23 protein-coding genes are annotated in these 22,396 nt (G+C 63.6%); 9 read left to right on the forward strand and 14 right to left on the reverse strand.

Annotation, left to right across the window (positions count from 1 at the left end; translation table 11 throughout):
* Positions 1-60: 60 nt before the first annotated feature.
* Positions 61-2,130 carry an ATP-dependent DNA helicase RecG gene (gene recG, locus ACN9MY_RS30355; RefSeq protein WP_426336596.1) on the forward strand — a complete coding sequence of 690 codons (2,070 nt, stop codon included), beginning with the start codon at positions 61-63 and terminating at the stop codon, positions 2,128-2,130.
* A gap of 66 nt (positions 2,131-2,196) precedes the next feature.
* Positions 2,197-2,775, forward strand: a complete 579-nt coding sequence (locus tag ACN9MY_RS30360; protein ID WP_426165969.1) for a hypothetical protein — start codon at positions 2,197-2,199, stop codon at positions 2,773-2,775.
* On the opposite strand, the gene ACN9MY_RS30365 is transcribed toward ACN9MY_RS30360, so the two are convergent.
* A complete protein-coding gene (locus ACN9MY_RS30365) occupies positions 2,748-3,332 on the reverse strand; it encodes a hypothetical protein (protein ID WP_426165971.1) in 585 nt (194 codons plus the stop codon). The genes ACN9MY_RS30360 and ACN9MY_RS30365 overlap by 28 nt on opposite strands.
* 10 nt (positions 3,333-3,342) lie before the next feature.
* The gene (locus ACN9MY_RS30370) at positions 3,343-3,828 is read right to left on the reverse strand and encodes a hypothetical protein (RefSeq protein ID WP_426165974.1); all 486 of its coding nucleotides are present in this window, start codon (positions 3,826-3,828) and stop codon (positions 3,343-3,345) included.
* A 97-nt stretch (positions 3,829-3,925) separates the two neighbouring features.
* Here ACN9MY_RS30370 and ACN9MY_RS30375 point away from each other — a divergent pair, with 97 nt between their 5' ends.
* The 4 genes from ACN9MY_RS30375 to ACN9MY_RS30390 all read left to right on the forward strand — a co-directional run bounded on the left by ACN9MY_RS30375 (position 3,926) and on the right by ACN9MY_RS30390 (position 8,774).
* Entirely contained in the window at positions 3,926-4,300 is a 375-nt protein-coding gene (locus ACN9MY_RS30375) for a BlaI/MecI/CopY family transcriptional regulator (protein ID WP_426336597.1), read from the forward strand.
* Positions 4,301-4,303: 3 nt separating this feature from the next.
* Entirely contained in the window at positions 4,304-5,866 is a 1,563-nt protein-coding gene (locus ACN9MY_RS30380) for a M23/M56 family metallopeptidase (RefSeq protein WP_426336598.1), read from the forward strand.
* Between the two features lie 71 nt (positions 5,867-5,937).
* Positions 5,938-7,998, forward strand: a complete 2,061-nt coding sequence (locus tag ACN9MY_RS30385) for a TonB-dependent receptor plug domain-containing protein (protein WP_426165981.1) — start codon at positions 5,938-5,940, stop codon at positions 7,996-7,998.
* Positions 7,999-8,066: 68 nt separating this feature from the next.
* Complete coding sequence (locus ACN9MY_RS30390) at positions 8,067-8,774, forward strand: M23 family metallopeptidase (RefSeq protein WP_426336599.1); 708 nt, start codon at positions 8,067-8,069, stop codon at positions 8,772-8,774.
* Positions 8,775-8,795: 21 nt separating this feature from the next.
* Here the strand turns inward: ACN9MY_RS30390 and ACN9MY_RS30395 are convergent, their stop codons facing one another.
* The 6 genes from ACN9MY_RS30395 to pyrC form a co-directional block, all read right to left on the reverse strand.
* Positions 8,796-8,924 carry a hypothetical protein gene (locus tag ACN9MY_RS30395; RefSeq protein WP_426336600.1) on the reverse strand — a complete coding sequence of 43 codons (129 nt, stop codon included), beginning with the start codon at positions 8,922-8,924 and terminating at the stop codon, positions 8,796-8,798.
* Position 8,925: 1 nt separating this feature from the next.
* A complete protein-coding gene (locus ACN9MY_RS30400) occupies positions 8,926-10,152 on the reverse strand; it encodes an MFS transporter (protein WP_426319602.1) in 1,227 nt (408 codons plus the stop codon).
* Positions 10,153-10,228: 76 nt separating this feature from the next.
* A complete protein-coding gene (locus ACN9MY_RS30405) occupies positions 10,229-10,723 on the reverse strand; it encodes a hypothetical protein (protein WP_426166054.1) in 495 nt (164 codons plus the stop codon).
* A 122-nt stretch (positions 10,724-10,845) separates the two neighbouring features.
* The gene (locus ACN9MY_RS30410; RefSeq protein WP_426336601.1) at positions 10,846-11,829 is read right to left on the reverse strand and encodes a Gfo/Idh/MocA family protein; all 984 of its coding nucleotides are present in this window, start codon (positions 11,827-11,829) and stop codon (positions 10,846-10,848) included.
* Between the two features lie 13 nt (positions 11,830-11,842).
* Positions 11,843-12,637 (reverse strand): DUF3025 domain-containing protein, encoded by a 795-nt coding sequence (locus ACN9MY_RS30415; RefSeq protein ID WP_426336602.1) that lies wholly within the window; start codon positions 12,635-12,637, stop codon positions 11,843-11,845.
* Positions 12,638-13,687, reverse strand: a complete 1,050-nt coding sequence (gene pyrC, locus ACN9MY_RS30420) for a dihydroorotase (RefSeq protein ID WP_426319608.1) — start codon at positions 13,685-13,687, stop codon at positions 12,638-12,640.
* Between the two features lie 113 nt (positions 13,688-13,800).
* Between pyrC and ACN9MY_RS30425 the strand changes: the two genes are divergently transcribed.
* Entirely contained in the window at positions 13,801-14,286 is a 486-nt protein-coding gene (locus ACN9MY_RS30425; RefSeq protein ID WP_426319610.1) for a VOC family protein, read from the forward strand.
* On the opposite strand, the gene ACN9MY_RS30430 is transcribed toward ACN9MY_RS30425, so the two are convergent.
* The 5 genes from ACN9MY_RS30430 to ACN9MY_RS30450 form a co-directional block, all read right to left on the reverse strand.
* Positions 14,283-15,737, reverse strand: a complete 1,455-nt coding sequence (locus ACN9MY_RS30430) for an amidohydrolase family protein (protein WP_426319612.1) — start codon at positions 15,735-15,737, stop codon at positions 14,283-14,285. The genes ACN9MY_RS30425 and ACN9MY_RS30430 overlap by 4 nt on opposite strands.
* A 242-nt stretch (positions 15,738-15,979) precedes the next feature.
* Complete coding sequence (locus ACN9MY_RS30435; RefSeq protein ID WP_426166071.1) at positions 15,980-16,672, reverse strand: amino acid ABC transporter permease; 693 nt, start codon at positions 16,670-16,672, stop codon at positions 15,980-15,982.
* Positions 16,672-17,418, reverse strand: coding sequence for an amino acid ABC transporter permease (locus tag ACN9MY_RS30440; RefSeq protein WP_426166073.1), 747 nt, complete (start codon positions 17,416-17,418; stop codon positions 16,672-16,674). The genes ACN9MY_RS30435 and ACN9MY_RS30440 overlap by 1 nt, the downstream gene beginning before the upstream one ends.
* Position 17,419: 1 nt before the next feature.
* Positions 17,420-18,316 (reverse strand): amino acid ABC transporter substrate-binding protein, encoded by an 897-nt coding sequence (locus ACN9MY_RS30445; protein ID WP_426166076.1) that lies wholly within the window; start codon positions 18,314-18,316, stop codon positions 17,420-17,422.
* A gap of 36 nt (positions 18,317-18,352) precedes the next feature.
* Positions 18,353-19,078 (reverse strand): amino acid ABC transporter ATP-binding protein, encoded by a 726-nt coding sequence (locus ACN9MY_RS30450; protein ID WP_426166079.1) that lies wholly within the window; start codon positions 19,076-19,078, stop codon positions 18,353-18,355.
* A gap of 137 nt (positions 19,079-19,215) precedes the next feature.
* On the opposite strand from ACN9MY_RS30450, the gene ACN9MY_RS30455 reads away from it, so the two are divergent.
* On the forward strand, positions 19,216-20,487 hold the full coding sequence (locus ACN9MY_RS30455; RefSeq protein WP_426166081.1) for a dicarboxylate/amino acid:cation symporter: 1,272 nt from the start codon (positions 19,216-19,218) through the stop codon (positions 20,485-20,487).
* A gap of 115 nt (positions 20,488-20,602) precedes the next feature.
* On the forward strand, positions 20,603-20,926 hold the full coding sequence (locus ACN9MY_RS30460) for a hypothetical protein (protein ID WP_426319616.1): 324 nt from the start codon (positions 20,603-20,605) through the stop codon (positions 20,924-20,926).
* Here ACN9MY_RS30460 and ACN9MY_RS30465 read toward each other — a convergent pair.
* Positions 20,923-22,389 carry a M20 family peptidase gene (locus ACN9MY_RS30465; RefSeq protein WP_426319618.1) on the reverse strand — a complete coding sequence of 489 codons (1,467 nt, stop codon included), beginning with the start codon at positions 22,387-22,389 and terminating at the stop codon, positions 20,923-20,925. The two genes, ACN9MY_RS30460 and ACN9MY_RS30465, sit on opposite strands and share 4 nt — an antisense overlap.
* Positions 22,390-22,396: the final 7 nt, after the last annotated feature.

Below are 22,396 nucleotides of genomic sequence, written 5' to 3' on the forward strand. Positions count from 1 at the left end.
ACTACTAAAACTGTTGGGCAACCCTCTATTTTACGACACCTGCCCAAAATTCACGCAAAAATGCCGGAAACGAAGCCGCCTGCCAAAAAAAAACCAGCCGCCACCGCCGAGAGCAAGCTTGCCAAGCTAGGCCTGCGCACGGACATGGACCTGGTGCTGCACCTGCCCATGCGCTACGAAGATGAGACGGAAGTCCTGACGATCCGCGAAGCCTGCATGCGCGGCGGCGAGGTAGCGCAGGTGGAAGGCGTTGTCACGTCGAACGAAATCGCCTACAAGCCGCGCCGCCAGCTGCTGGTCCATATCGCGGACGAGACGGGCGATATCCAGCTGCGCTTCATGAACTTCTACGGCAGCCAGGTCAAGCAGTTGGCGGAAGGCACCCGCGTGCGGGCGCGCGGTGAAGTGCGGCATGGCTTCTTCGGCGCCGAGATGGTGCACCCGGCCTACAAGATCGTGAACGAGGGCGCGCCGCTGCCGACTTCCCTGACACCGGTCTACCCTTCCGGCGAAGGCCTGTCGCAACTGGTGCTGCGCCGCGCGATTGCAGACGCGATGAAGCGCGTGGACTGGACCGACACCCTGCCGCCGGAAATCCTCAAGGCCATGCGCCTGCATCCGCTCGAGTCGGCCGTGCGCACCTTGCATTACCCGCCGGCCGAGATCGATGAGAATGCCCTGATCGATCGCAGCCACCCGGCCTGGACGCGCGTGAAGTTCGACGAACTACTGGCACAGCAGCTCTCACTGAAACGCGCGCAGCGCGCACGCCGCGCCAAGGGCGCCGCGGTACTGGGCAAGGCCGGCTCGCTGTCGTCGGCGTTTGAAGCCTCGCTGCCGTTCAAGCTGACGAAAGCCCAGCAGCGCGTGCTGAAGGAAATCCGCGCCGACATCAAGCAGCCCTACCCGATGCAGCGCCTGCTGCAGGGCGACGTCGGCAGCGGCAAGACCATCGTGGCCGCGCTGTCCGCGGCGCAGGCGATCGACAGCGGCTACCAGGCCGCCCTGATGGCGCCGACCGAGATCCTGGCCGACCAGCATTTCCGCAAGATTGCCGCGTGGCTGGAACCGCTGGGCGTGAAAGTCGCATGGCTGACCGGCAGCCTGAAAAAGAAAGAAAAGGAAGTCGCTTACGCGCTGGTGGAATCGGGCGAGGCGCAACTGGTGATCGGCACGCATGCCATCATCCAGGACACGGTGCAGTTCGCAAAACTCGGCCTGGTGATCGTGGACGAGCAGCACCGCTTTGGCGTCGGCCAGCGTCTGACCCTGCGCAACAAGGGCAATGGCGACAACGTGCCGCACCAGTTGATGATGTCCGCTACGCCGATCCCGCGCACGCTGGCCATGACCTACTATGCCGATCTCGAGGTATCGGTAATCGATGAGCTGCCGCCCGGCCGCACTCCGATCGTCACCGCCGTGGTCGACCAGAACCGGCGCGATGAGGTGATCGCCCGCGTGCATGCCGCCGCGCTGGAAGGCCGCCAGGCTTACTGGGTCTGCCCGCTGATCGAAGAATCGGAAGCGCTGCAGCTCCAGACGGCAACCGAAACCTACGAGACCCTCGCAGCCGCCCTGCCCGACCTGCGCGTCGGCCTGGTGCACGGCCGCTTGAAGCCAGCTGAAAAGGCGGAGGTGATGGACGCATTCGCCGCCGGCGACATCCATGTCCTGGTCGCGACGACCGTGATCGAGGTCGGCGTCGACGTGCCGAATTCCTCCCTGATGGTGATCGAGCACGCCGAACGCTTCGGCCTCTCGCAACTGCACCAGCTGCGCGGCCGCGTGGGCCGAGGTTCGGCAGCGTCGGTCTGCCTGCTGCTTTACCAAAGCCCGCTCGGCCCGATCGCCAAGCAGCGCCTGATGACGATGCGCGAAACCACCGATGGCTTTGAGATCGCGCGCCGCGACCTGGAAATCCGCGGCCCCGGCGAATTCCTGGGCTCGCGCCAATCCGGCCAGGCCATGCTGCGCTTCGCCGACCTGGAGACCGACGGCTGGCTGGTCGACCAGGCGCGCGACGTGGCGCACGCCCTGCTGCATGAGGCGACGCCCGCCAACAAGGCCACGGTGGAAGCCCACCTGGAACGCTGGCTGGGCGGCAGGGAAGAATTCCTGAAAGTCTGACGAAACGTGCGCCCGGCACCTGGGCCTGCTGATAAATTCTCCACGCGCTTCAAGCGAGGAGTGAATATGCTGATGAAATCGATCTGCGGCATCCTGCTGGCCGCATCAACGACATTAGTGCAGGCCGAGCCGGACCGCTGGGACTTTACCTGGGGCGGATTTTACGACTATATGCAAAACCGCTTCATCGACACTTTGGTCCACGGTTCATTCGAGGGCGTCGATGCAAACGGCAATGCAATCCTGGAGGCATCCGAGCTGACGACCTTCAAGGTAGACGGCCGCGAACTGCTTGGCTGCACTACCACGGCACCTTCGCCGTGCGGCGTCAGCGCATTCTCCTATGCTTTCAACGGCGACCTGTCATTCCGCGCCAACCATATTTCGTACACGGACTACGGTGGCTCGGACTGGTACTGGTCGGAAGTGCGATACGACACCGGCAGCGGCGTGGCCTTCATCACCCGTGCGCAGCAGCACTATGAGGAGAGCGGTTGGATGACGACGCCGCAAACCTTGCTGGCGGTTTCGCCGGTACCGGAACCACAACCCTACGTCATGCTGGCGGCGGGCCTGCTGCTGTTGCCGCTGCTTGCCGGGCGCCGCAACTGGCCGGGTCAGCGTTCGAAAATGCAGCCGACGTAGACCTGCACGACAGCCTGCATGCGATCGGTATTGCCGATCTGCCCTGGGAATCGCGCTGCCGTCTGGTTCGCGCAAAGGTCGCCGCGCTTGCGGATCCGGTCGATGCATTCGGCTTCGGACAGGCCGTACTTATTCCGCGCGCAGGACCTTTCCAGTTTGCTGCCTATGTCCTTCAACATGCTGACGTCGGCGCCGGATACCTGCAGCACTGCATTCGCGGCCGCTTCGCCGGAGCCTGCTTGCTGTTCGTCCTCGAGGACTTGTACTTCTTCCGTCTCGGCAGCTTGCTGGCGATGCTTGACCGCTGTGTTCAAGCCCCATCCCAGCGCAACCAGGACGGCCACTTTGGCCACCAGGCCAATGTTCCAGCTGTGCTTGACCGGGACGGGTTCCGGCGCTGCCCGCATGCGCTCGCGCAGGCCCGGATCCGGCATCGCTTGCGCCGGACTGACTGCCTTGGAATAGCAAACCCCGCAAGCAGGGCACTGCCACTCCGGATTGGTCGCGTCCTGGGGACGCACATGATCGCACTTCGGACAAATGACTTGCTTATCCATGGGCTTCCATTCAGTTCCTGCCGGTCGGCGTGGCGACCAGGGATTCAACTTCCGCGGTCAGGGAGATGATGCGGGGCACGCCGTCGACCAGCGCGATCTCGGCCTTCTGCTTGCTGAGCGACTCCATGCGCTCTCCCGGCAGCAGCACGACTTCTTTCGCGACGTCGCGCGCGGTGGCGCTGTGGCCATTGGCGGCCAACGATACTTCGCGCTTGCTGACCTCATAAGTCGACTGCAGCTGAACTTTCCACAAGCCTTCCAGCATGGCCTTGTACTCGTCCACGCTCATGCGCGAAAGGCCGCCGCCCCGGCCCGGCATGGAGACCATGATCATCGCGTTGGGCGCGAAATTGGCCATCAGGCGGTCGGAATCGTGGCGCTGGACCGAAGTTTCCACGTTTCCCATCACCGTGAGCACTTCGGCCTCGGTCAGCCGTTTGCCACTGCAAGCAGTAGTGGCGGCAAGCACTGTGATAATTGTTGCAATCTTTTTCATATACGCAATGATACATTATGTGACACGTGTCGCATAAACTCCTTGCCTTCGCGCGACACATGTCGCAGAATGCCGTCATACGTCACAAGGAGCTCCCATGGCCATTCCATCCATTACCGAATTAACGCTGCTCAAGGCACTTTGGAAACAGCATCCGCTCAGCGCCCGTGAAATCCATGACCGCGTGGAGGAAGAACTGGCCTGGTCCTTCTCTTCCACCCGCAAGACCCTGGAACGCATGCTGGAGAAAGGCATGATCAGCCAGCATTCCGCCCATGGCATGAACGTATACGCGCCAGTGGCCGAAAAGGTTGAAACGCTGGCTGAATTTGCCCACGATTTCAGCCATCGCGTGATGGAAATGAACGCGCCCCTGCCGGTGAACATGTTTACCGGCTCCAGGCTGGTCAACCAGCATGAGTTGCAAGAGCTGGAGCAACTGCTCAGCGAATGGCCGGAAGACAAGGAGTAAACAATGTTCGCCCTGGTATTCCTGCAGGCGAGCATCGTTAGCCTGCTAGCTGGCGCCGGCGCCTGGCTGTTGCTGCATGCCGCCGCGCGCGCCTGGCCCGGACTTGAGGCGAGGCGCACGCCGTGGCTGCTGGCCGTCGCCGCCATCGCCGGCACCCTGGCGCTCGGCCTGCTTCCCTCGGCCGCCCGGCCGAGCATGGTCCCCGCCATCGAGCTGCCCGGAGTGCGCGCCGCCGCCAATCCCGGTCCCGGCCACGGCCCTGCCGGCGTGCTGGCCACCGACCAGGGCGCAGCCGGCAACGATGCCGGCTTCGACGACGGCGATGCCGCATTGATCGCGCCGTCCCCCGCCCTGCTCTGGCTCGGCTATTCCTGGCTGGCCCTGTACACCGCCGGACTCGCAGCAACAGCAGCAAAATGGCTGCGCGCCAAGCGTCACCTGGACGCGCTGTTGGCCGCATCGACGCGTCTTGACCGTTCAGCCCTTGCTGCCCATGCAGGCTTTGAATCCCTGCACCGCGACCTGCCGGAAGTGCGCGAAATCGACGCCCCGATCGCCCCCATGCTGGCGGGCCTGGCGCGCCCAGTCCTGCTGCTGCCGCGCCACCTGCGCGACTTCGATCCGGCACAACAACGCCTGGTGATAGAACACGAACTCACCCACCTCGCCCGCCGCGACCCGCTTTGGATGCACGCCAGCTTCCTGCTGCAAGCGATCCAGTGGTTCAACCCGATTGTGGCCCGGCTTGGCAAGCGGCTGGCCTGGGCGCAGGAACTGGGTTGCGACCGCAATGTGCTGCAGGGTCTTCCTCCCGCACAGCGCCGTCACTACGCCGCAGCCCTGGTGACGCAAATGCGCGCGCAATCCTTGCCCGACCACGGTACTGCCCTGGCCTTCGGTAGCCGCACGGTCGATGCCGTCGCCGCCCGCATCCGCATGATCCGCGACGGCGTGCCCGCCATGCCGCGCACCGTCAACTCCGCCCTGAGCTACGCCGTCCTGCCTGCAGTGTTGGCCGCCAGCGTATTGCTGCAGCCGGCGCTGGCGTGGCGCCTCGACGATGCCGTCCCGGCTGCCCAGCCAGCGCCTGCCGCAGCTGCGCAGCCTGCCAGCCTGCCGCATTGGCAAGCCCCCATGGAAAGCATGCGTGTCAGCGCGTTCTTCGGCATCCTGCACGCTCCCACGGGCCGGCTGCACAGAGGCATGGATTTCGCAGTCCCGACCGGCACCCGAATCGTGGCGCCCGCCGAGGGCGTGGTCATCGCCTCGACCAATCACTACGCGGGCGAGGACAAGTGGGGCGAACTGATCGTCATCGAACACGCGAACGGCCTGCGGTCCTTGTACGCCCACATGGACAAGCGCATGGTCAGGCTGGGCGAACGCGTCGCCGCCGGCCAGCAAATCGGCACTTCCGGCGCCAGCGGCAAAGCCACCGGTCCTCACCTGCATATGGAAGTCAGCCTCGATGGCGATAACATCGACCCGCAAGCCGTGCTAGGCAAGCTCGAAGGCAACGCCACCAGGACCGCGCTGCGGCGCCTGAAGGCAAGCCGCGCCAGCTAATCCACCCCGCCGCCACTGAGCACATGCCGCGCGCTGCCCGGCAGTGGCGGCGCTCGTCCCAAGGAAACGCGATGTATAAGATTTTCATGCTTGCCGCCGCGCTGGCAAGCCAGGCCGCATCCGCACAACAGGTCATCGAGATCAAAAGCGCAAAGCTCGACCAGCGCAAGGAAGACACGGCCAGCACCGTCGTCCTGAGCCGCGAGGAGCTGGCCGCGCATGGCGACCGCACCGTGGCCGACGCCTTGCGCCGCCTGCCCGGCATTACCATCGGCGACAGCGCCGGCATTCGCATGCGCGGCCTTGGCAAGGGCTATACGCAAATCCTGCTGAACGGCCAGCCCGCGCCCAATGGTTTCTCGCTTGACAGCCTGCCGCCGGAAGTGATCGAGCGGGTCGAAGTGCTGCGCACCGCGTCCGCCGTGCTGGGCACGCAAGGCATCGCCGGCACCATCAACATCGTGCTGCGCAAATCCGTCAGCCGCGGCAACCGGGAAATACAGCTCGGGATGGACAGCCTGCACGGCGCATGGTCGCCGCGCCTCGCCGTGCAATCCACCGGCAAGGCGGATGGCTGGTCGCATAACGTCAGCGCCGTACTGTCGCGCAGCAGCACGCCTGCCGAGCGCAGCATCACCGACAGCGCACCCGGCATGCTGCGCACCATCCGTTCACACGAGAACAACGTCGGCGACTCGCTCAACCTCAGTCCGCGCCTGGGCTGGACCAGCGCCGGTGGCGACAGCTTCGCCCTGCAAACCATCGCCACCGTGAACCGCCGCGACATCGGCTACCACTCGCAAGAGGCGGTGCAGCTCGGCGCATCGGGCGACTTTGCGCAGGTGCACAGCCGCTTCCGCATGCGCGGCCATTTCCTGCGCAGCGAGCTGACATGGCAACGCAGCCTGGCCAGCGGTGCGCAATGGGAGCTCAAGATAGGCGGCAACACCGCGCCGCGCGATACCGATTTCGATTTCGTCGGCTTGCCGCTGGCCGGCCCTGGCCCGACCGTGCGCCATGTTGACGGCGACATCCGTGAACACGGCTTTAACTACGGCGGCAAGTATTCCCACCCACTCGGCAACGGGCATGCGCTGGTGGCAGGCTGGGACGGCTCCGCTCTCGATCGCATGCAGACACGCATCGAGCATGAATACAACCATGCCGGCGCGCTCAACTTCCTGCGCGACGACCGCTACGATGGCCGCATCGGGCGCCTGGCGGCTTTCGCGCAGGATGAATGGAAGCGCGATGCCGATTCCTGGTCTGCCGGCCTGCGCTGGGAAACCATGCACACCGAAGCCCGCGGCCGCAACACGGCGCCGGTGCGCCAGCGCAGCACGGTGGTCAGCCCCGTGCTGGAATGGATGCGCAAGCTGCCCGGCGACAGCCAGTTGCGCGCCGGCGCCAGCCGCAGCTACAAGGCGCCCAATATGCTCGACCTGATCCCGCGCCGCTTCACCTCGGACAATAACAACAGCCCGACCAATCCCGACACCCAGGGCAATCCCTCCTTGCGCCCCGAACTGGCCTGGGGCCTCGATGCCGGCATCGACTACTACTTCGCCAAGGACAGCCTGCTCAGCGCCAGCATCTACGCGCGCGATATCGACAACGTGATCCTGCCCACGCTGTACCGCGACGGCGACCGCTGGGTCAGCATGCCGGCCAACCATGGCGGCGCGCGCGTGCACGGCCTCACGCTGGAGTTGCGCAGCCCGCTGACGGCTTCGCTCACCATGCGCGCCAATGCCAGCTTCAACCGCTCGCGCCTCGACAGCGTGCCCGGTCCCGACAATCGGCTCGCGGCACAAACCCCGCTGAGCGGCAGCGCCGCCCTCAGCTACCGTCACGCCGCGCTCACGCTCGATGCCGAGTTCTCCTGCGAAGCCGGCGGCCCAAGCCGCGATTCGGCCAGCTTCGTGTCCAGCGCCCCCTGGCAGCGCAAGCTGGACCTGCGCGCCAGCTGGAAACTGTCGCCGCGCCAGGAACTCCGCCTGGCCCTGTCCGACGCGCTGCATCCCGACCGCGCCAGCAGCGACCGTTACGAAGGCCTTGCCTGGCGCCAGACCACGATCAGCACGCGCGGCGGCACGACCTTGCGGCTGAACTACAAGCAGAACCTCAACTAACGAAAGAAATATTGTCTGTTACTTACGAATTTGCCAGAAAGCACGCTGTTATGCGAAACTCGCCCGCTATGCCAAAGATCACCAACATCCTCCTGATGGCCATGCTGGCCGCCGCCAACATCGTGCAACCCGCCGCCGCAATGCCTGAGCCATTGGACATTCCGCTGCCGCAGGTGGAGAAAGAGCCGAAAGAGTCGCTGCTGCAGCAATGGCGCCTGCCGCTGGAAGGGGGCCGCGTCAGCAGCTTCTTCGGCGCAGCGCGCGGACGCCGCGCGCATGGCGGCATCGACTTCTCCGTGCCGCACAATACGCCGGTGATGGCAACCAACGACGGCACCGTGGTGGCATCCGGCATGGGCTACCTGGGCGACCGCAAATACGGCAACGTGGTGGTGATCGAACATGAAGGCGGACTGCGCTCGCTGTACGCCCACCTGAACAAGCGCAATGTGAGCGTAGGCGACACCGTGGCTGCCGGAGAATTGATCGGACTGTCCGGCGCCACCGGCCACGCCACCGGTCCTCACCTGCACCTGGAAGCGTACCAGGACGGCACCCGCATCGACCCGAATCGCTTCATGCTGGCCAACCTGGAAGACAACGCCCTGCCGTCCGCCATGAACGCCAAGCGCACCGGTGTCGAAGAAGTCCCGCCGGCGCCGCACAAGGCGGGCAAGGGCAAGAAGGGCAAAGCCGCGCGCGACGCCGGCGAGAAAACGTCGAAAAAGAAAACCCAGGTCGCCCAGAAGAGCAGCAAATCGCGCCGGCACGCTTAAGCCAGCCTAGCGCTCTTCGATTCAGAGACAGAGGTAAATGCGGTTGGCCAGGTCGAGCATGAAGGCCGGCCGCAGGTAAGCCATGAACGCCAGCGCCAGCACGGCTGCGCCGAGCGCCCACAGGCCGATAAGGAGCAGCCGCTGTTTCATCTCAAGCCGCCTTCAGGCCAGGTTCGCTACGCAGCAGCGGGCGCTCGTCGATCGGCAGGTTGGCCAGGCCGGCAAAGATGCCCAGGCCGAGGGTTATGCCCCACACCACGTCGTAGCTGCCAAGCCGGTCGAACAGGTAGCCGCCCAGCCACACGCCGATGAAGCTGCCCACCTGGTGCGACAGGAACACCACGCCCGCCAGCATCGACATATGCTTCAAGCCGAACACGCCGGCGATGATGCCGTTGGTAAGCGGCACCGTGGCCAGCCACAGGAAGCCGATGGCTGCGGCGAACAGGTAGACCGACCCTTGCGACAGGGGCGCCAGCAGGAACAGGCCGATCACCGCCGAACGCGCGAAATAGATCGAGGAAAGCAGGTAGCGCTTGGGCATGCGCCCGCCCAGTTGGCCGGCGGTGAACGAGCCGAAGATATTGAACAGGCCAATCAGCGCCAGCGCCGTCACCGCTACGCCCGGCGTCGCAATGCCCTTGTCCTTCAGGTAGGCCGGCAGGTGGGCGCCGACAAAGACCAGCTGGAAGCCGCACACGAAATAGCCAGCCACCAGCAGCAGGAAGGAACGGTTGCCCATCGCTTCGCGCATGGCCTCGCCCACGCTCTGGTGGGCGGCGCCGCTTGCCACTTCATGCTTCGGCTCGCGCATGAAACTCGTCATGGGGATCATCAACAGGAACACCACGCCCGCCAGTGCGTAGAAGGCATGCTGCCAGCCAATGGTGGAGATCAGCTGCTGCTCGACGGGCATCATCAGGAACTGGCCAAAGGAGCTGGCCGCACCCGAGACGCCGAAGGCCCAGGAGCGCTTTTCCACCGGCGCGGCCCGGCCGATGATGCCGCTCACCGCGCCGAAGGCGGTACACGCCAGGCCAAGACCGATGAATACGCCGGAGCCGATGATGAACAGCGTCGGCTGGGTCACCGTGGCCATCCACAGCAAGCCAGCCATATAGGAGATGGCGCCGGCGATCACGACGCGCGGGGTGCCCCAGCGGTCCGCCACCATGCCGGCGAAGGGGCCGAAGGCGCCCCAAAGCAGGTTTTGCAGCGCCAGCGCCAGCGAATAGGTTTCGCGGCTCCAGCCATTGGCCTGCGAAATCGGCTGCATCCAGAAGCCGAAGCCATGGCGCACGCCCATCGACAGCGTCAGCACGACGCCGGTAGTGAGCAGGATCGTCTTGAGATTGAGTTGGCGGTCGTTGCTTGGCATGGCGTGCATCCTGGCTGGCAAAGAAAGCCAGTGTAAAGGATGCCGCCGAATCCTGCTGGCGGCCCGCCAAAACGCTCTAACGCTTCCAGTAGCTCACGCGGCCGCTCATGGTGATCGTGCCGGCGCCGGTCATCATGTCTTCGGTGCCCTGCAACTGCCCGCCGCCGCTGGCGAATATGTACTGGCCGGTGCCGCCGACGATCTGGAAGGTGGCGCCGCTGAAGACGTAATTGGTGCCCTGGCCGGTCGGCACGAACTGGCCGCTGTAGTTGGCGTAGATCTGGTCGCCCGACAGCGTCATGATGATGAAACGGCCGCGGCTGAAGTTGTAGATGGCGCCGTCCTGGGTGATGCAATCGTTGGCGACGAAGGCGACACGGCCCAGCAACGTGCTGCTGCCGTGGCCGGTGATGGTGCCGCCGAACTGGGAGGGGCAACGGGCCGACGGTCCGGGCACTTCCTGGATCACGCCCGTTACTTGAAGATCAGTAGTGACCCATTGTGCCGAAGCGGCGCTGGATGCCAATGCCAGCGCTGCCCCGCCCGCCAGCTTCAGGATTGCTTGATGCATACCACCCTCCAACCAAAGTTAAAAATACGATAATAACCTTATGATAAATGAAAGGGCCAATGGTTTTTTGTAAAGAGTTGTCGCGTGTGGCGCGGGCGACAATCGAGCTTCAATTCCCCGCTTCAATCCACGCTATAGCGCACGCCCAGCTGGGCCCGCAGCGCATCGAGCACGCCCATCAGCTCGACGGTTTCATCGAGCGGCATTTCCGGGCTCTCCAGCAGGCCTTCGCGCAGGCAGCGCCCGACTTCCATCGCCTCGTGGGCATAGCCGTTGCCGATGCGCGGGAAGTGGAATTCGCGCTCGCTGCCATCGTTCATGGCGATGGTGAAGCGTTCGGCGTGGTGGAAGCGGCCGTGCAGGCGCAGGAAGCCCTTGTCGCCGCACACGCTCAAGGTGGCCGGGGTGCGGGTGTTCAGGCTGCAGCTACAGGCGGAAAGCGAGCCGTCCACGTGGTTCAGCACGAAATTGGCCTGCACGTCGACGCCGTTCGGCGCCAGTTCGCCAAAGCCGCGCGCCGTCTTGACCGGGCCGAGGAAGAAGGCGGCCATCGACAGCGGATAGATGCCCAGGTCGAGCAGCGCGCCGCCGCCCAGCGCAGGGTTGAACAGGCGATGTTCAGGACCGGCGTCGGCCGCGAAGCCCAGGTCCGCCTGCAGGTTGCGCACATTGCCGATTTCGCCCATGTCGATCATGCGCTTGGCTTCCAGGATGGCGGGCTGGAAGCGGGTCCACATGGCTTCCATCACGAACAGCTTGCGTTCGCGCGCCAGGTCCACGATTTCCCGGGCCTCGCGGCGATTCAGGGTGAAGGCCTTTTCCACCAGCAGCGCCTTGCCGCCCTTCAGGCACATGATGGCGTTCTCGTGGTGCATGGCGTGCGGGGTGGCGATGTAGATCACGTCCACGCCGGGGTCGTCGGCCAGCGCCTGGTAGTCGCCGTGGGCCCGTGTTGCGCCATATTCCCTGGCGAATTCGGTAGCGCTATCTACGCTGCGCGAGGCAACGGCCGCCAGTTCGATATCGGGGACGTCGCGCAGCGCCGTGGCGAAAGCCTTGGCGATCTTGCCGGTGCCGAGGATGCCCCAGCGGATAATCTTGTCCATTCAAAAGCTCCTTTCAAGCGGGCTTCCGCTTTGGGCGGAATACCGTGTCGTCTGCGTAAAAAGCGTCGTCCTGCTGCGGCCACCAGCCGGGAATGCCCAGCACCGGCAACGGCGTGAAGCCGCCCTTGCCCAGTCCCTCGCCAGCCAGGCGCGCGGCCTCGTCGCGGTCCAGCCATGCGCGGCGGCCGGCTTCGTCCAGCGCCCAGTAGCCGTCGCCGGCCAGCACCACGCGGGTGTGGGCGGTGATCGCCTTGTAGGGCGCCACCAGCTTCTCCATCAGCGCGTGGCCGAACAGCCAGGCTTCCGCGTCGCGGCCGAACATGGCAGAGCGTTCCACGAAGGCTTCGCGCCAGCGGTGGTTGCGCAAGGCGTCCACCAGGGCCGCGCCTTCGACATCGTCGCGCACAACCAGCAGCGCCGAGTTTTCGTCATAAATAGTAGCAGCATCGCGCGCGGGGCCGCGCGATTTGCCCACGCCATCCTGCGCAATCTGCGCAGCCTGCAGGGCGTTGAGCTGGCGTTTGATGCGGGGGAATGTCAGCCACACCAGGCCGTTGAAGAAATCGTGCAGGTTGTCGCGGGTCGGCACCTGGCCGGTGGCGCCGATGAATTCTTCGTAGGCGGTGCCTTCCGGCAGTGAAGCCTGCGGCACGAAGCGCAGCGGCCGGCCTGCGTGGTTGACCAGCGCCAGGGCGGCCGCTTGTTCGCAGAAAGGCTGGACGACGCTGGGCAGGGAGAGGTCGATGCGGGAAGCGGCATCCCGCACCGAGGCGTACCAGGCGCGGGACCAGTCGATCTCCTGGAACACTTAGGCCATTTTCCAGTTGATCGTTTCGCCGGCGTTCAGCGGGATCAGTTTCGAATCGCCGAAAGGCAGGTCGGCCGGTAGCGTCCACTGCTCGCGCTTCAGGGTGATGGTGCCCTTGTTCGGCGCCAGGCCGTAGAAGGCCGGACCGTTCAGGGAAGCGAAGGCTTCCAGCTTGTCCAGCGCGCCGGCGCGGGCGAAGGCTTCGGTGTACAGCTCCATCGCGTGCAGCGCGGTGTAGCAGCCGGCGCAGCCGCAGGCCGCTTCCTTGGCGCCCTGCGCGTGCGGCGCGGAGTCGGTGCCGAGGAAGAAACGCTCGTCGCCGCTGGTCGCCGCGGTCACCAGGGCCAGGCGGTGTTCTTCGCGCTTCAGCACCGGCAGGCAGTAGTAATGCGGGCGAATGCCGCCCTTGAAGATCTCGTTGCGGTTGTACAGCAGGTGATGGGCGGTGATGGTGGCGGCGATAGGGCCTTCCGCTTCGGCCACGTATTGCGCCGCATCCTTGGTGGTGATGTGCTCGAACACGATGTTCAAGGCCGGCAAGTCCTTGCGCAGCGGGCGCATCACGCGTTCGATGAAGACGGCTTCACGGTCGAACAGGTCGATGTCCTGGTCGGTCACTTCGCCGTGCACCAGGAAAGGCATGCCCACTTCCTGCATGGTTTCCAGCACCTTGTAGCACTTGGACAGGTCGGTCACGCCGGCGTCGGAATTGGTGGTGGCGCCGGCCGGGTACAGCTTGACCGCATGCACGAAGCCGCTGTCGGCGGCGCGAATGATTTCGTCCGGCGAGGTGTTGTCGGTCAGGTAGAGCGTCATCAGCGGCTCGAAGTCCATGCCTTGCGGCAGGGCGGCCAGGATGCGGTCGCGGTAGGCGGCGGCCTGCGCCACGGTGGTGACAGGAGGTTTCAAATTTGGCATCACGATCGCGCGGCCGAACTGGCGCGCAGTGTCCGGCAGGACGCTGGCCATGGTGGCGCCGTCACGCAGGTGAAGGTGCCAGTCGTCTGGGCGGGTGATGGTGATGCTGTGCGGGATCTCGAAGTCACTCATGGCGGCAAGGCTTTCCTTTAAAACGAATCCCGCCATTTTACCTGTTGAACCCCACCTGCCGCGAGAATGTGCGATATTGGTGCTTCCCCCGCAATCCCTTGAGGAGGCAAGCGATGGCTAGCAAGAATACAGTCTGTCTTTGGTATAACGGCGACGCATTGGATGCCGCCACCTTCTACGCAAAAACCTTCCCCGATAGTGCCGTCGGCGCCATCAACCGGGCGCCGGGCGACTACCCGGACGGCAAGCTGGGCGACGTCCTCGTGGTCGAGTTCACGGTCGCCGGCATTCCCTGCATCGGCCTGAATGGCGGTCCCCTTTTCAAGCACAGCGAAGCCTTTTCATTCCAGATTGCGACGGACGACCAGGCGGAAACCGACCGCCTGTGGAACGCCATCGTCAGCAACGGCGGCCAGGAGAGCGCCTGCGGCTGGTGCAAGGATCGCTGGGGCCTGTCCTGGCAGATCACGCCGCGCGCCCTGATGGAGGCAATTTCCGATCCGGACCGCGCGGCTGCCAAGCGCGCTTTCGATGCGATGATGGACATGAAGAAAATCGACATCGCCAAGATCGAGAAAGCGCGGCGCGGCGCCGCTTAAGCGCCGGGCGGCGCCGGATGCTGGTCCGCGTAGCGGCGCGCGGATTCCAGCATCGTATCCAGCTGGCGGCGGTCGTAGACCTTGCCGTGGCTGACTACCATGCGCACCTTGCGGATGTTGGCGATGTCCTGCAGCGGATTGGCGTCCAGCACGAGCAGGTCGGCTGCCTTGCCTTTGTCCACGGCGCCGTAGCGCTCCTGCTTGCCGAGGAAGCGCGGGCCGTTGATCACTGACGCCTGCAGCGCCTGCTGCGGCGTCAGGCCGTATTTGACGAAGATGCCCAGCTCGTCGTGCAGGCCCCGGCCCGGATAATCGAAAGAATTCAGGAAGCCCGCATCGGTGCCGGCGATGATGTTGACGCCTTCCTGCTGCATCAGCGGCAGCAGCGAGGCTGCCTTCTCGTAGGCGGCATGACGGTAGGCGATAGCGGCCGCATCGTCCTTTGCCGCGCGCTGCACGCGCCACTCGTACGTCTTGCGCAGGCCCTGGCCGATGTATTTCAGGTAGGGGTCGCTGGCGTGGTTGTCCTGGTCCAGATAGGCGGTCACTTGCGAGCCTACCAGGGTCGGCGTGATCGACATGCCGGCTGCCGCCATGCGGCGGAAGGTAGCGCGCGCGGTCGCTTCGTCAAAGCTTTCCAGGCTGGCGCGCATCGCTTCGCGGCCAGTGATCTTGCCCTCAGCAACTTGCGCCGTCAGTTCGGCTTCACGCGGCGTTGAGCCGCGCAGCGCATAGGATTGATGTTCGATGCTGCCCAGGCCAGCCTGCATCACCTGGTCCAGCGTGAGCTGCACCGGCAGGTGGCCGGAGGTTTGCATGCCGCGTGCCTTGGCCTGGCGCACCGCTTCCAGGAAGATCTCCGGCTTCATGGTGTTCTCGGTGATCTTCACGAAGTCCACGCTGCGCGACTGCAGGTAGTCCAGCGCCTTGCCGACTTCTTCCGGCGTGCCGACTTCAATGGTGCCTTTCCACAGCGGCTTGTAGCCTTCCAGCTTGGGGCCGGAGGCGAGGATGGTTGGCCCCACCAGCTTGCCCTGGTTGATCAGGTCGCGCCAATCGAGCACGGTGTCGGACAGGTCGCCCGCACAATCGCGCACCGTGGTGATGCCGTGAGCAAGGTAGAGACCGAGCAGCTGCCTGTTTTCTTCGATCAGGGCGGGGCCGCCGCCGAAGTGCACGTGGGTATCCCACAGGCCCGGCATCAGGTACCTGCCAGGCAGTTTGACAGTGCGCCTGGGCGAGTAGTCTTTCAACTTTGCGTTGTCGACAACGGCGATGATGTCGCCACCTTTCAGCAGCACGGCCTTGCCCTGCACCAGTTGGCCGGATGCCACGTCGACAATCACCGCCTGCGTCAAGGCCACATCTGCAACCACGCGTCCCGCAGCTTGCGCGCTGCCGAGCGCCCCCAGCACCAGCAAGGCACCAACCGAAAGTTTCGTCGTCTTCATGCACCACATGGTACACAGCGGGCAACGCACACACTAGCCTAGAAAACAAAGCGCTACATCCCTGCTACATGCCGAAACATTGCGAAAGGCCAAAACCGGCAGGGCTTTCGGTGTGGCTTGCGCACCCCGTCTGTGGGAAGTGCCGAAATTGCCCATTTTGGCGTGCTGAGCAAGCCATTTTCAGCAGTTTTCAGCACCTAAAACAGCGATTTCAGCACCTCCCCCAGACAGCCGGTGCACGGTCACCGGATAATGGCGATGCGGCGCTGCATGCGGCGTACCAGCCAGGACATCAGCGTGCACAGGACGAAATACACCAGCGCTACGAAGATGTACATCTCGACCAGGCGTCCGTCGCGCTGGGCGATCTTGCTGGCTGCGCCGACGAAGTCAGGGATGGAAAGCACGTAGACCAGCGACACATCCTGGAACAGGACGATCGTCTGCGTCAGCAATACCGGCAGCATATTGCGGAAAGCCTGGGGCAACACGACTTTCCACATGGTTTGCCAGTAGTTCATTCCCAGCGCCTGCGCCGCCTGGACCTGTCCTTTCGGAATTGCCTGTATGCCGCCGCGCATGATCTCGCAATAATAGGCAGCCTGGAACAGGGTGAAGGTAATCAGCGCTGACAGGAAGGTCCCTACCTTGACCGGCTCCGACGCGCCGATGATCCAAGCGGCGATATAAGGCACCAGGAAGTAGAACCAGAAGATCACCAGCACCAGCGGCACTGCACGCACCAGGTTCACATAGCCCGCCGCGGCCAATGACAGCACGTGCAGCGACGACAGGCGCGCCATCGCCAGCAAGGTACCCAGCGCCACGCCGCCCAGCATGGCCAGCACGGTCAGCTTGAGCGTGAACACCATGCCGACCTGGAACAGGTAGATCCATGAATTGGCGATCACGCTGAAGTCAAAGTTCGAAAACATCACGCGGCCCTCCGCGCTTCGCCGCCGATCGTGCCTGGCAGCGCAAGGCGCCGCTCGAGCACGGCCATGCCGGCTACGACGATGATGTTGGCGATCACGTAGATCACGGTGGCGGCGGCGAACGCTTCGAAGAACTGGAAGGAGAATTCCTGCATCGAACGTGCGCTGGCAGTCAGTTCCATCAAGCCGATGGTGAGCGCAACGGAGCTGTTCTTTATGATGTTGAGGAACTCGCTGGCCAGCGGCGGCAGCACGATGCGCAAGGCAAGCGGCAGCAGCACGAATTCATAGGCCTGCACGCGCGACAGCCCCAGTGCAAGTGCCGCCAGACGCTGCCCGCCGGCCAGCGCGTTGATGCCGGCCGCCACCTGCACCGCAACGCGGGCAGACGTGAAGAAGCCAAGGCATAGCACGGCCGTGACGAAGGGCGCGTTGGGCAGGGCCTTGAGCCAGTCGCCGGCGGCACGCGGCAGCAGCTCGGGCAGCACGAAGAACCACAGGAACATCTGCACCAGCAGCGGAATATTGCGGAACACTTCCACCCAGCAGATGGCGAAGCGGCACAGCCAGCGATTGGGCGCGGTGCGCAGCGTACCGACCGCCACGCCCAGCGCCAGTGCGATCACCCAACCTGCCAGCGAGGTGGCCAGCGTCCACGCCAGGCCGGACCACAAGGTATCCCAATAACTGTGCACACCGTCCGGGGACAGTTCCCAGAAGATGTGCCAGTTCCAGTTGTAATGCATGCTATCTGTATGCAGCGGGGTCCGGCGAATCGGTCGGCTTGGCCAGTACCGCCTTCAGCGTGGCCGGCATGGGGAAGTTCAGGTTCACGCCGCGCGGCGGGATCGGGCTCATGAACCACTTGTTGTAGATGCGCTGGATCTCGGCGGACTGGTAAACCTTGCGCAAGGCCTCGTCCACCGACTTCTTGAACGGCATGTCGTTCTTGCGCATCATGATGCCGTAGGGTTCAATCGACATCGCCTCCTTGCTGACGGCGAAATCGACCGGCGCCTTGGAGGTCGCCACCTGCGCTGCCAGCAGGATGTCGTCATTGGCCTCGGCTTCGGCGCGGCCCGTCTCCAGCATCAGGAACGATTCCGGATGGTCCTTGCCGATCAGGATCTTCATGCCGAGCTTGCGCTCGTTATTCATGATCGTCATCTGCTTCAACGTGGTGGTGCCGGCAGTAGCGACCAGCACCCTGCCCTTCATGTCGTCCATCGACTGGATATTGGCCGATTTCTTGGCCAGCAGCCGGCTGGAGATCACGAACATGGTCGGCGCGAACGCCACCTGCTGCTGGCGCTCCGCATTATTGGTGGTGGAGCCGCATTCGAGGTCGATGGTCCCATTGGCCATCAGCGGAATGCGGTTGGCGGAGGTGACCGGGTTATAGGCCACCTTCAGCCCCGGCATCGCGAGCTGCGTTTTCAGGTGTTCGACGACTTTCAGGCACAGGTCCACGGAATAGCCCTGGTACTGCTGCTTGTCATCGAGATAAGAAAAAGGGATGGAGCCGTCGCGTACGCCCAACACCACCTGGCCGGTGCGTTTGATCTTGGCGAGGGTGCCGGTGGGCTCCTGGGCGCTGGCCGCGGCGGCCAGGCAGAAAAGGGGAAGCAGGCGCAGAAAGGTCATGGTGTCCTCCGCTGGCGGGGACGATGACCCGCCCTGTTAGTGGATGATACGCGCTAAAAAGTCCCGTGCGCGCTCGGATCGCGGGGCGCCGAAGAATTCGTCCTTGCTGCAGTCTTCCAGGATGCGGCCCTTGTCCATGAAGACCACGCGGTTGGCCACCTTGCGGGCGAAGCCCATTTCGTGGGTCACCACCATCATGGTCATGCCGTCCTGCGCCAGCCCGACCATGACGTCCAGCACCTCGTTGATCATTTCCGGGTCCAGGGCGGACGTCGGCTCGTCGAACAGCATGGCGATCGGGTCCATCGCCAAGGCGCGGGCGATAGCCACGCGCTGCTGCTGGCCGCCCGAGAGCTGGTTGGGGAATTTGTCCTGGTGCGCCAGCAGGCCGACGCGGTCGAGATACTTCAGGCCTTTTTCGTTGGCTTCGTCCTTGGAGCGGCCCAGCACCTTTACCTGGCCCAGGGTCAGGTTGTCGCGCACGGAAAGGTGCGGAAACAGCTCGAAATTCTGGAATACCATGCCGATCCGGGCACGCAGGGCCGATAAATCGGTGCCTTTGGCGCCGACCGAGGTGCCATCGACAATAATTTCACCCTTCTGGAACGGTTCCAGCCCGTTGACCGTCTTGATCAGGGTCGATTTGCCCGAGCCGGACGGTCCGCAGATCACCATGACGTCGCCTTTGGCCACTTCGGTACTGCAGTCCGTGAGCACCTGAAAGTTGCCAAACCATTTACTTAAGTCTTTAATTGCGATCATCTTTTTCCGGTTTCAGCAGTTTTATTCTTGCTTGACAGTGGCCTAGAACCGCAAGGATACTTCGGGACTTGCTTAATAGCTCATCAAATAGCTATTCATTCTAACGGCAAATCCGCCCTACTTCAGGAATCTTGCTTATGGCCAACAAAAACCGCCTGACCACTTATATCCTCGTCGGCCTGGCGTTGGGTATCCTCACCGGCTACGCCATCAATGTCTCGCAAGCGGCGCCACAAGCGGCCGGCTTTGCGGAGTACATGACCCTCATCACCACCCTGTTCCTGCGCCTGATCAAGATGATCATCGCGCCGCTGGTGTTCTCGACCCTGATGGTCGGCATCGCGAAAATGGGCGACACCAAGGAAGTAGGCCGCGTCGGCATCAAGACCCTGGGCTGGTTCTTCATTGCGTCCGTGCTGTCGCTGACGCTGGGCCTGATCATGGTCAACCTGTTCCGTCCAGGCGACGCCCTGCTGGGCCACATTCCGGCCGATGGTGGTCTCGCTGCCGCTACGCTGCAGACTTCCAGCCTGTCGCTGAAAGAGTTCATCACCCACCTGGTGCCATCCTCGATCATTGACGGCATGGCCAAGAACGAGATCCTGCAGATCGTGGTGTTCTCGCTGTTCTTCGGTACCGCGGCCGCCGCCGTGGGCAAGAAAGCCGAACCGCTGATCGACGCCGTCGACGGCATCGCGCACATCATGCTGAAGGTGACCGGCTACGTGATGCAGTTCGCACCGTTCGCCGTGTTCGCCGCCGTTGCCGGCACCATCGCCAAGAGCGGCGTCGGCGTGCTGCAGACCTACGGCGTATTCATGGCGGAGTTCTACCTCTCTATCGGCGTACTGTGGGCGATCCTGATTTTTGCCGGTTTCCTGTTCCTGGGCAAGCGCGTGCTGAAGCTGCTATCGGAAGTCAAGGAGCCGACCCTGCTGGCCTTCTCCACTGCCTCTTCCGAAGCCGCCTTCCCGAAAACCCTGGAAGGCCTGGAGCGCTTTGGCGTGCGTAACCGCATCGCCGCGTTCGTGCTGCCGATCGGCTACTCCTTCAACCTGGATGGCTCGATGATGTACTGCACCTTCGCGACGGTGTTCATCGCGCAGGCTTACGGCATCAATATGGACCTGGGCACCCAGATCACCATGATGGCCGTGCTGATGCTGACGTCCAAAGGCATGGCCGGCGTGCCGCGCGCGTCGCTGGTAGTGATCGCCGCCACCCTGACGCAATTCAAGATCCCTGAAGCGGGCCTGGTCCTGCTGCTCGGTATCGACCATTTCCTGGACATGGCGCGTTCCGCCACCAACGTGATCGGCAACTCCATTGCTACTGCTGTCGTGGCGAAATGGGAAGGTGAGCTGACCACCACCGACGACCGCGAACTGTCTGACCGCCCGCTACCGTAAGGCATCTGCGCCCCAATGAAAATGCCGCCCACCTGGGCGGCATTTTTTTTCACTTGCGGGAACTCCAGGTCAACAGCGTGATCAAAGCAGTCACCCCACGCCAAAGGAGCCTAAAATGAACGCACCTACTCCGAAACCATCAGGTGACGATCTGGAATCCAGGGTCACTGTACTGGAGAAGAAAGTGGATGTGCAGCATCACGAGTTCGTCTCCTTGAAGCAATACATTGACAACAGCGTTGCCCAGTCGGAGTTACGCGTCCGCAACGAAATCCAGGCTGCTGAACAAAGGCTTACGATTCACATCATCAATCGAAACGACTTCACGCAAAAGCGGCAGGAGGAGCAGTTCCGGTGGCTCTTCGGTATGCTCGTCGTCATTTTCCTGAGCAATTCAGCGATGATCGTTACTTTCATCAGCCTATTGATGAAACGCTAAGCGCTGTTTTTTAAAAGCTGGTGGTAGAAACGGATCATGTCCGCAAAGCCTTTCACCGACATGCGCTCATTGGTGCCGTGGAAGCGCGGCAGGTCTTCCGGCTGGGCGCGCACGGGGCCGAACTTCAGCACGCTGTCGCTCATGCCATCGAAGTAACGCGAGTCAGTGGCGCCAATCATCAGGCCCGGCGCGACCACGACATCAGGGAAGACCTGGCGGATGGTGCGATTCACCGCCGTAAAGGCTGCGCCGTCCTGGCGCGCCACACGCGAGGCTTCGGTATTGAAGTCGCCGTCCGGCGTAATGCGGACCTTGTCGTTGCCAATCACCTGGCGCATGTGCTGCTCAACGCCCGCCAGCGTATCACCCGGCAGCAGGCGGAAGTTTACGGTGGCGCTGGCGGTGCCCGGCAAGACGTTGTCCTTCACGCCGGCGTTGACGATGGTCAGCGCGGTGGTCGTGCGGATCAGCGCATTCGTGCTCGGGGACTTGGCCAGCATCCGTTCCAGCATCGGCTTGAACAGCCAGAAGTTCGACAGCGCCACGCGGTTCATGCCGGTCATTTCAGGCGCCATCATCTCGAAGCTTTGCTGCGGCAGGCCGGCCATGCGCACCGGCATCGGATTCGCTTCCAGCGCAACCAGCGCCTTGCTCATCATGCCGATGGCGGTGTCCTGCGGCGGCATCGAGGAATGGCCTGGCGCCGTCTCCAGTTCCAGCTTGTAGCTGGCATATCCCTTTTCCGCTACGCCAACCATGGCGGCACCTGGCTGCAGGCCGGGCACCATGCCGTGCACGATCATCAGGCCCTCGTCCAGGACGTAATCGAGCTTGACGCCGCGCGACTTCAGCAGCTCGGCGATCTTTGCCGCACCGCGCTTGCCGCCGACTTCCTCGTCGGCGCCGTAGGCCAGGTAGATGGTGCGGCGCGGCTGGAAGCCGGCGGCCAACAACATTTCGATGGCTTCCATCTGGGCGTAGAGGTTGCCTTTGTCGTCCCACGAGCCACGGCCCCAGATGAAGCCATCACGCACCACGCCGGCGAATGGTTGCTGTTCCCAGTTCTTTTCCGTGCCGGGCGCGATCGGCACGACGTCCTGGTGCGCCATCCACATCACCGGCGCGGCCTTGGCATCGCTGCCCTGCCAGGTGTAGAGCAAGGCTTTGCCGTTGACGTTCTCGCGCTTCAGCGCGGCGTGCAGGCGCGGGAAGCTGGCTTGCAGGTGGGCGTGCAGCTTGTCGAATTCGGCGGCGTTGGCGTCGGCATCCTTGTAGTCGGAAATGGTGACGAAGCGCAGGGCTTCACCCAGGCGCTGCGCCGCTGCCGCTTCGTCGATCGCCAGGACTGGCGCTTTCTCCACCACCAGTTGCTTGCTGCCGCTGCGCGCCGTGTTGACGCCGACCGCAACAGCCAGGACTCCAATTGCCGCAATGGCTACTGCCAGAACCTTCTTCACCGCCATCCCCGTC

The organism is Pseudoduganella sp. R-31, assembly GCF_049913235.1.
Lineage (GTDB): Bacteria > Pseudomonadota > Gammaproteobacteria > Burkholderiales > Burkholderiaceae_D > Rugamonas.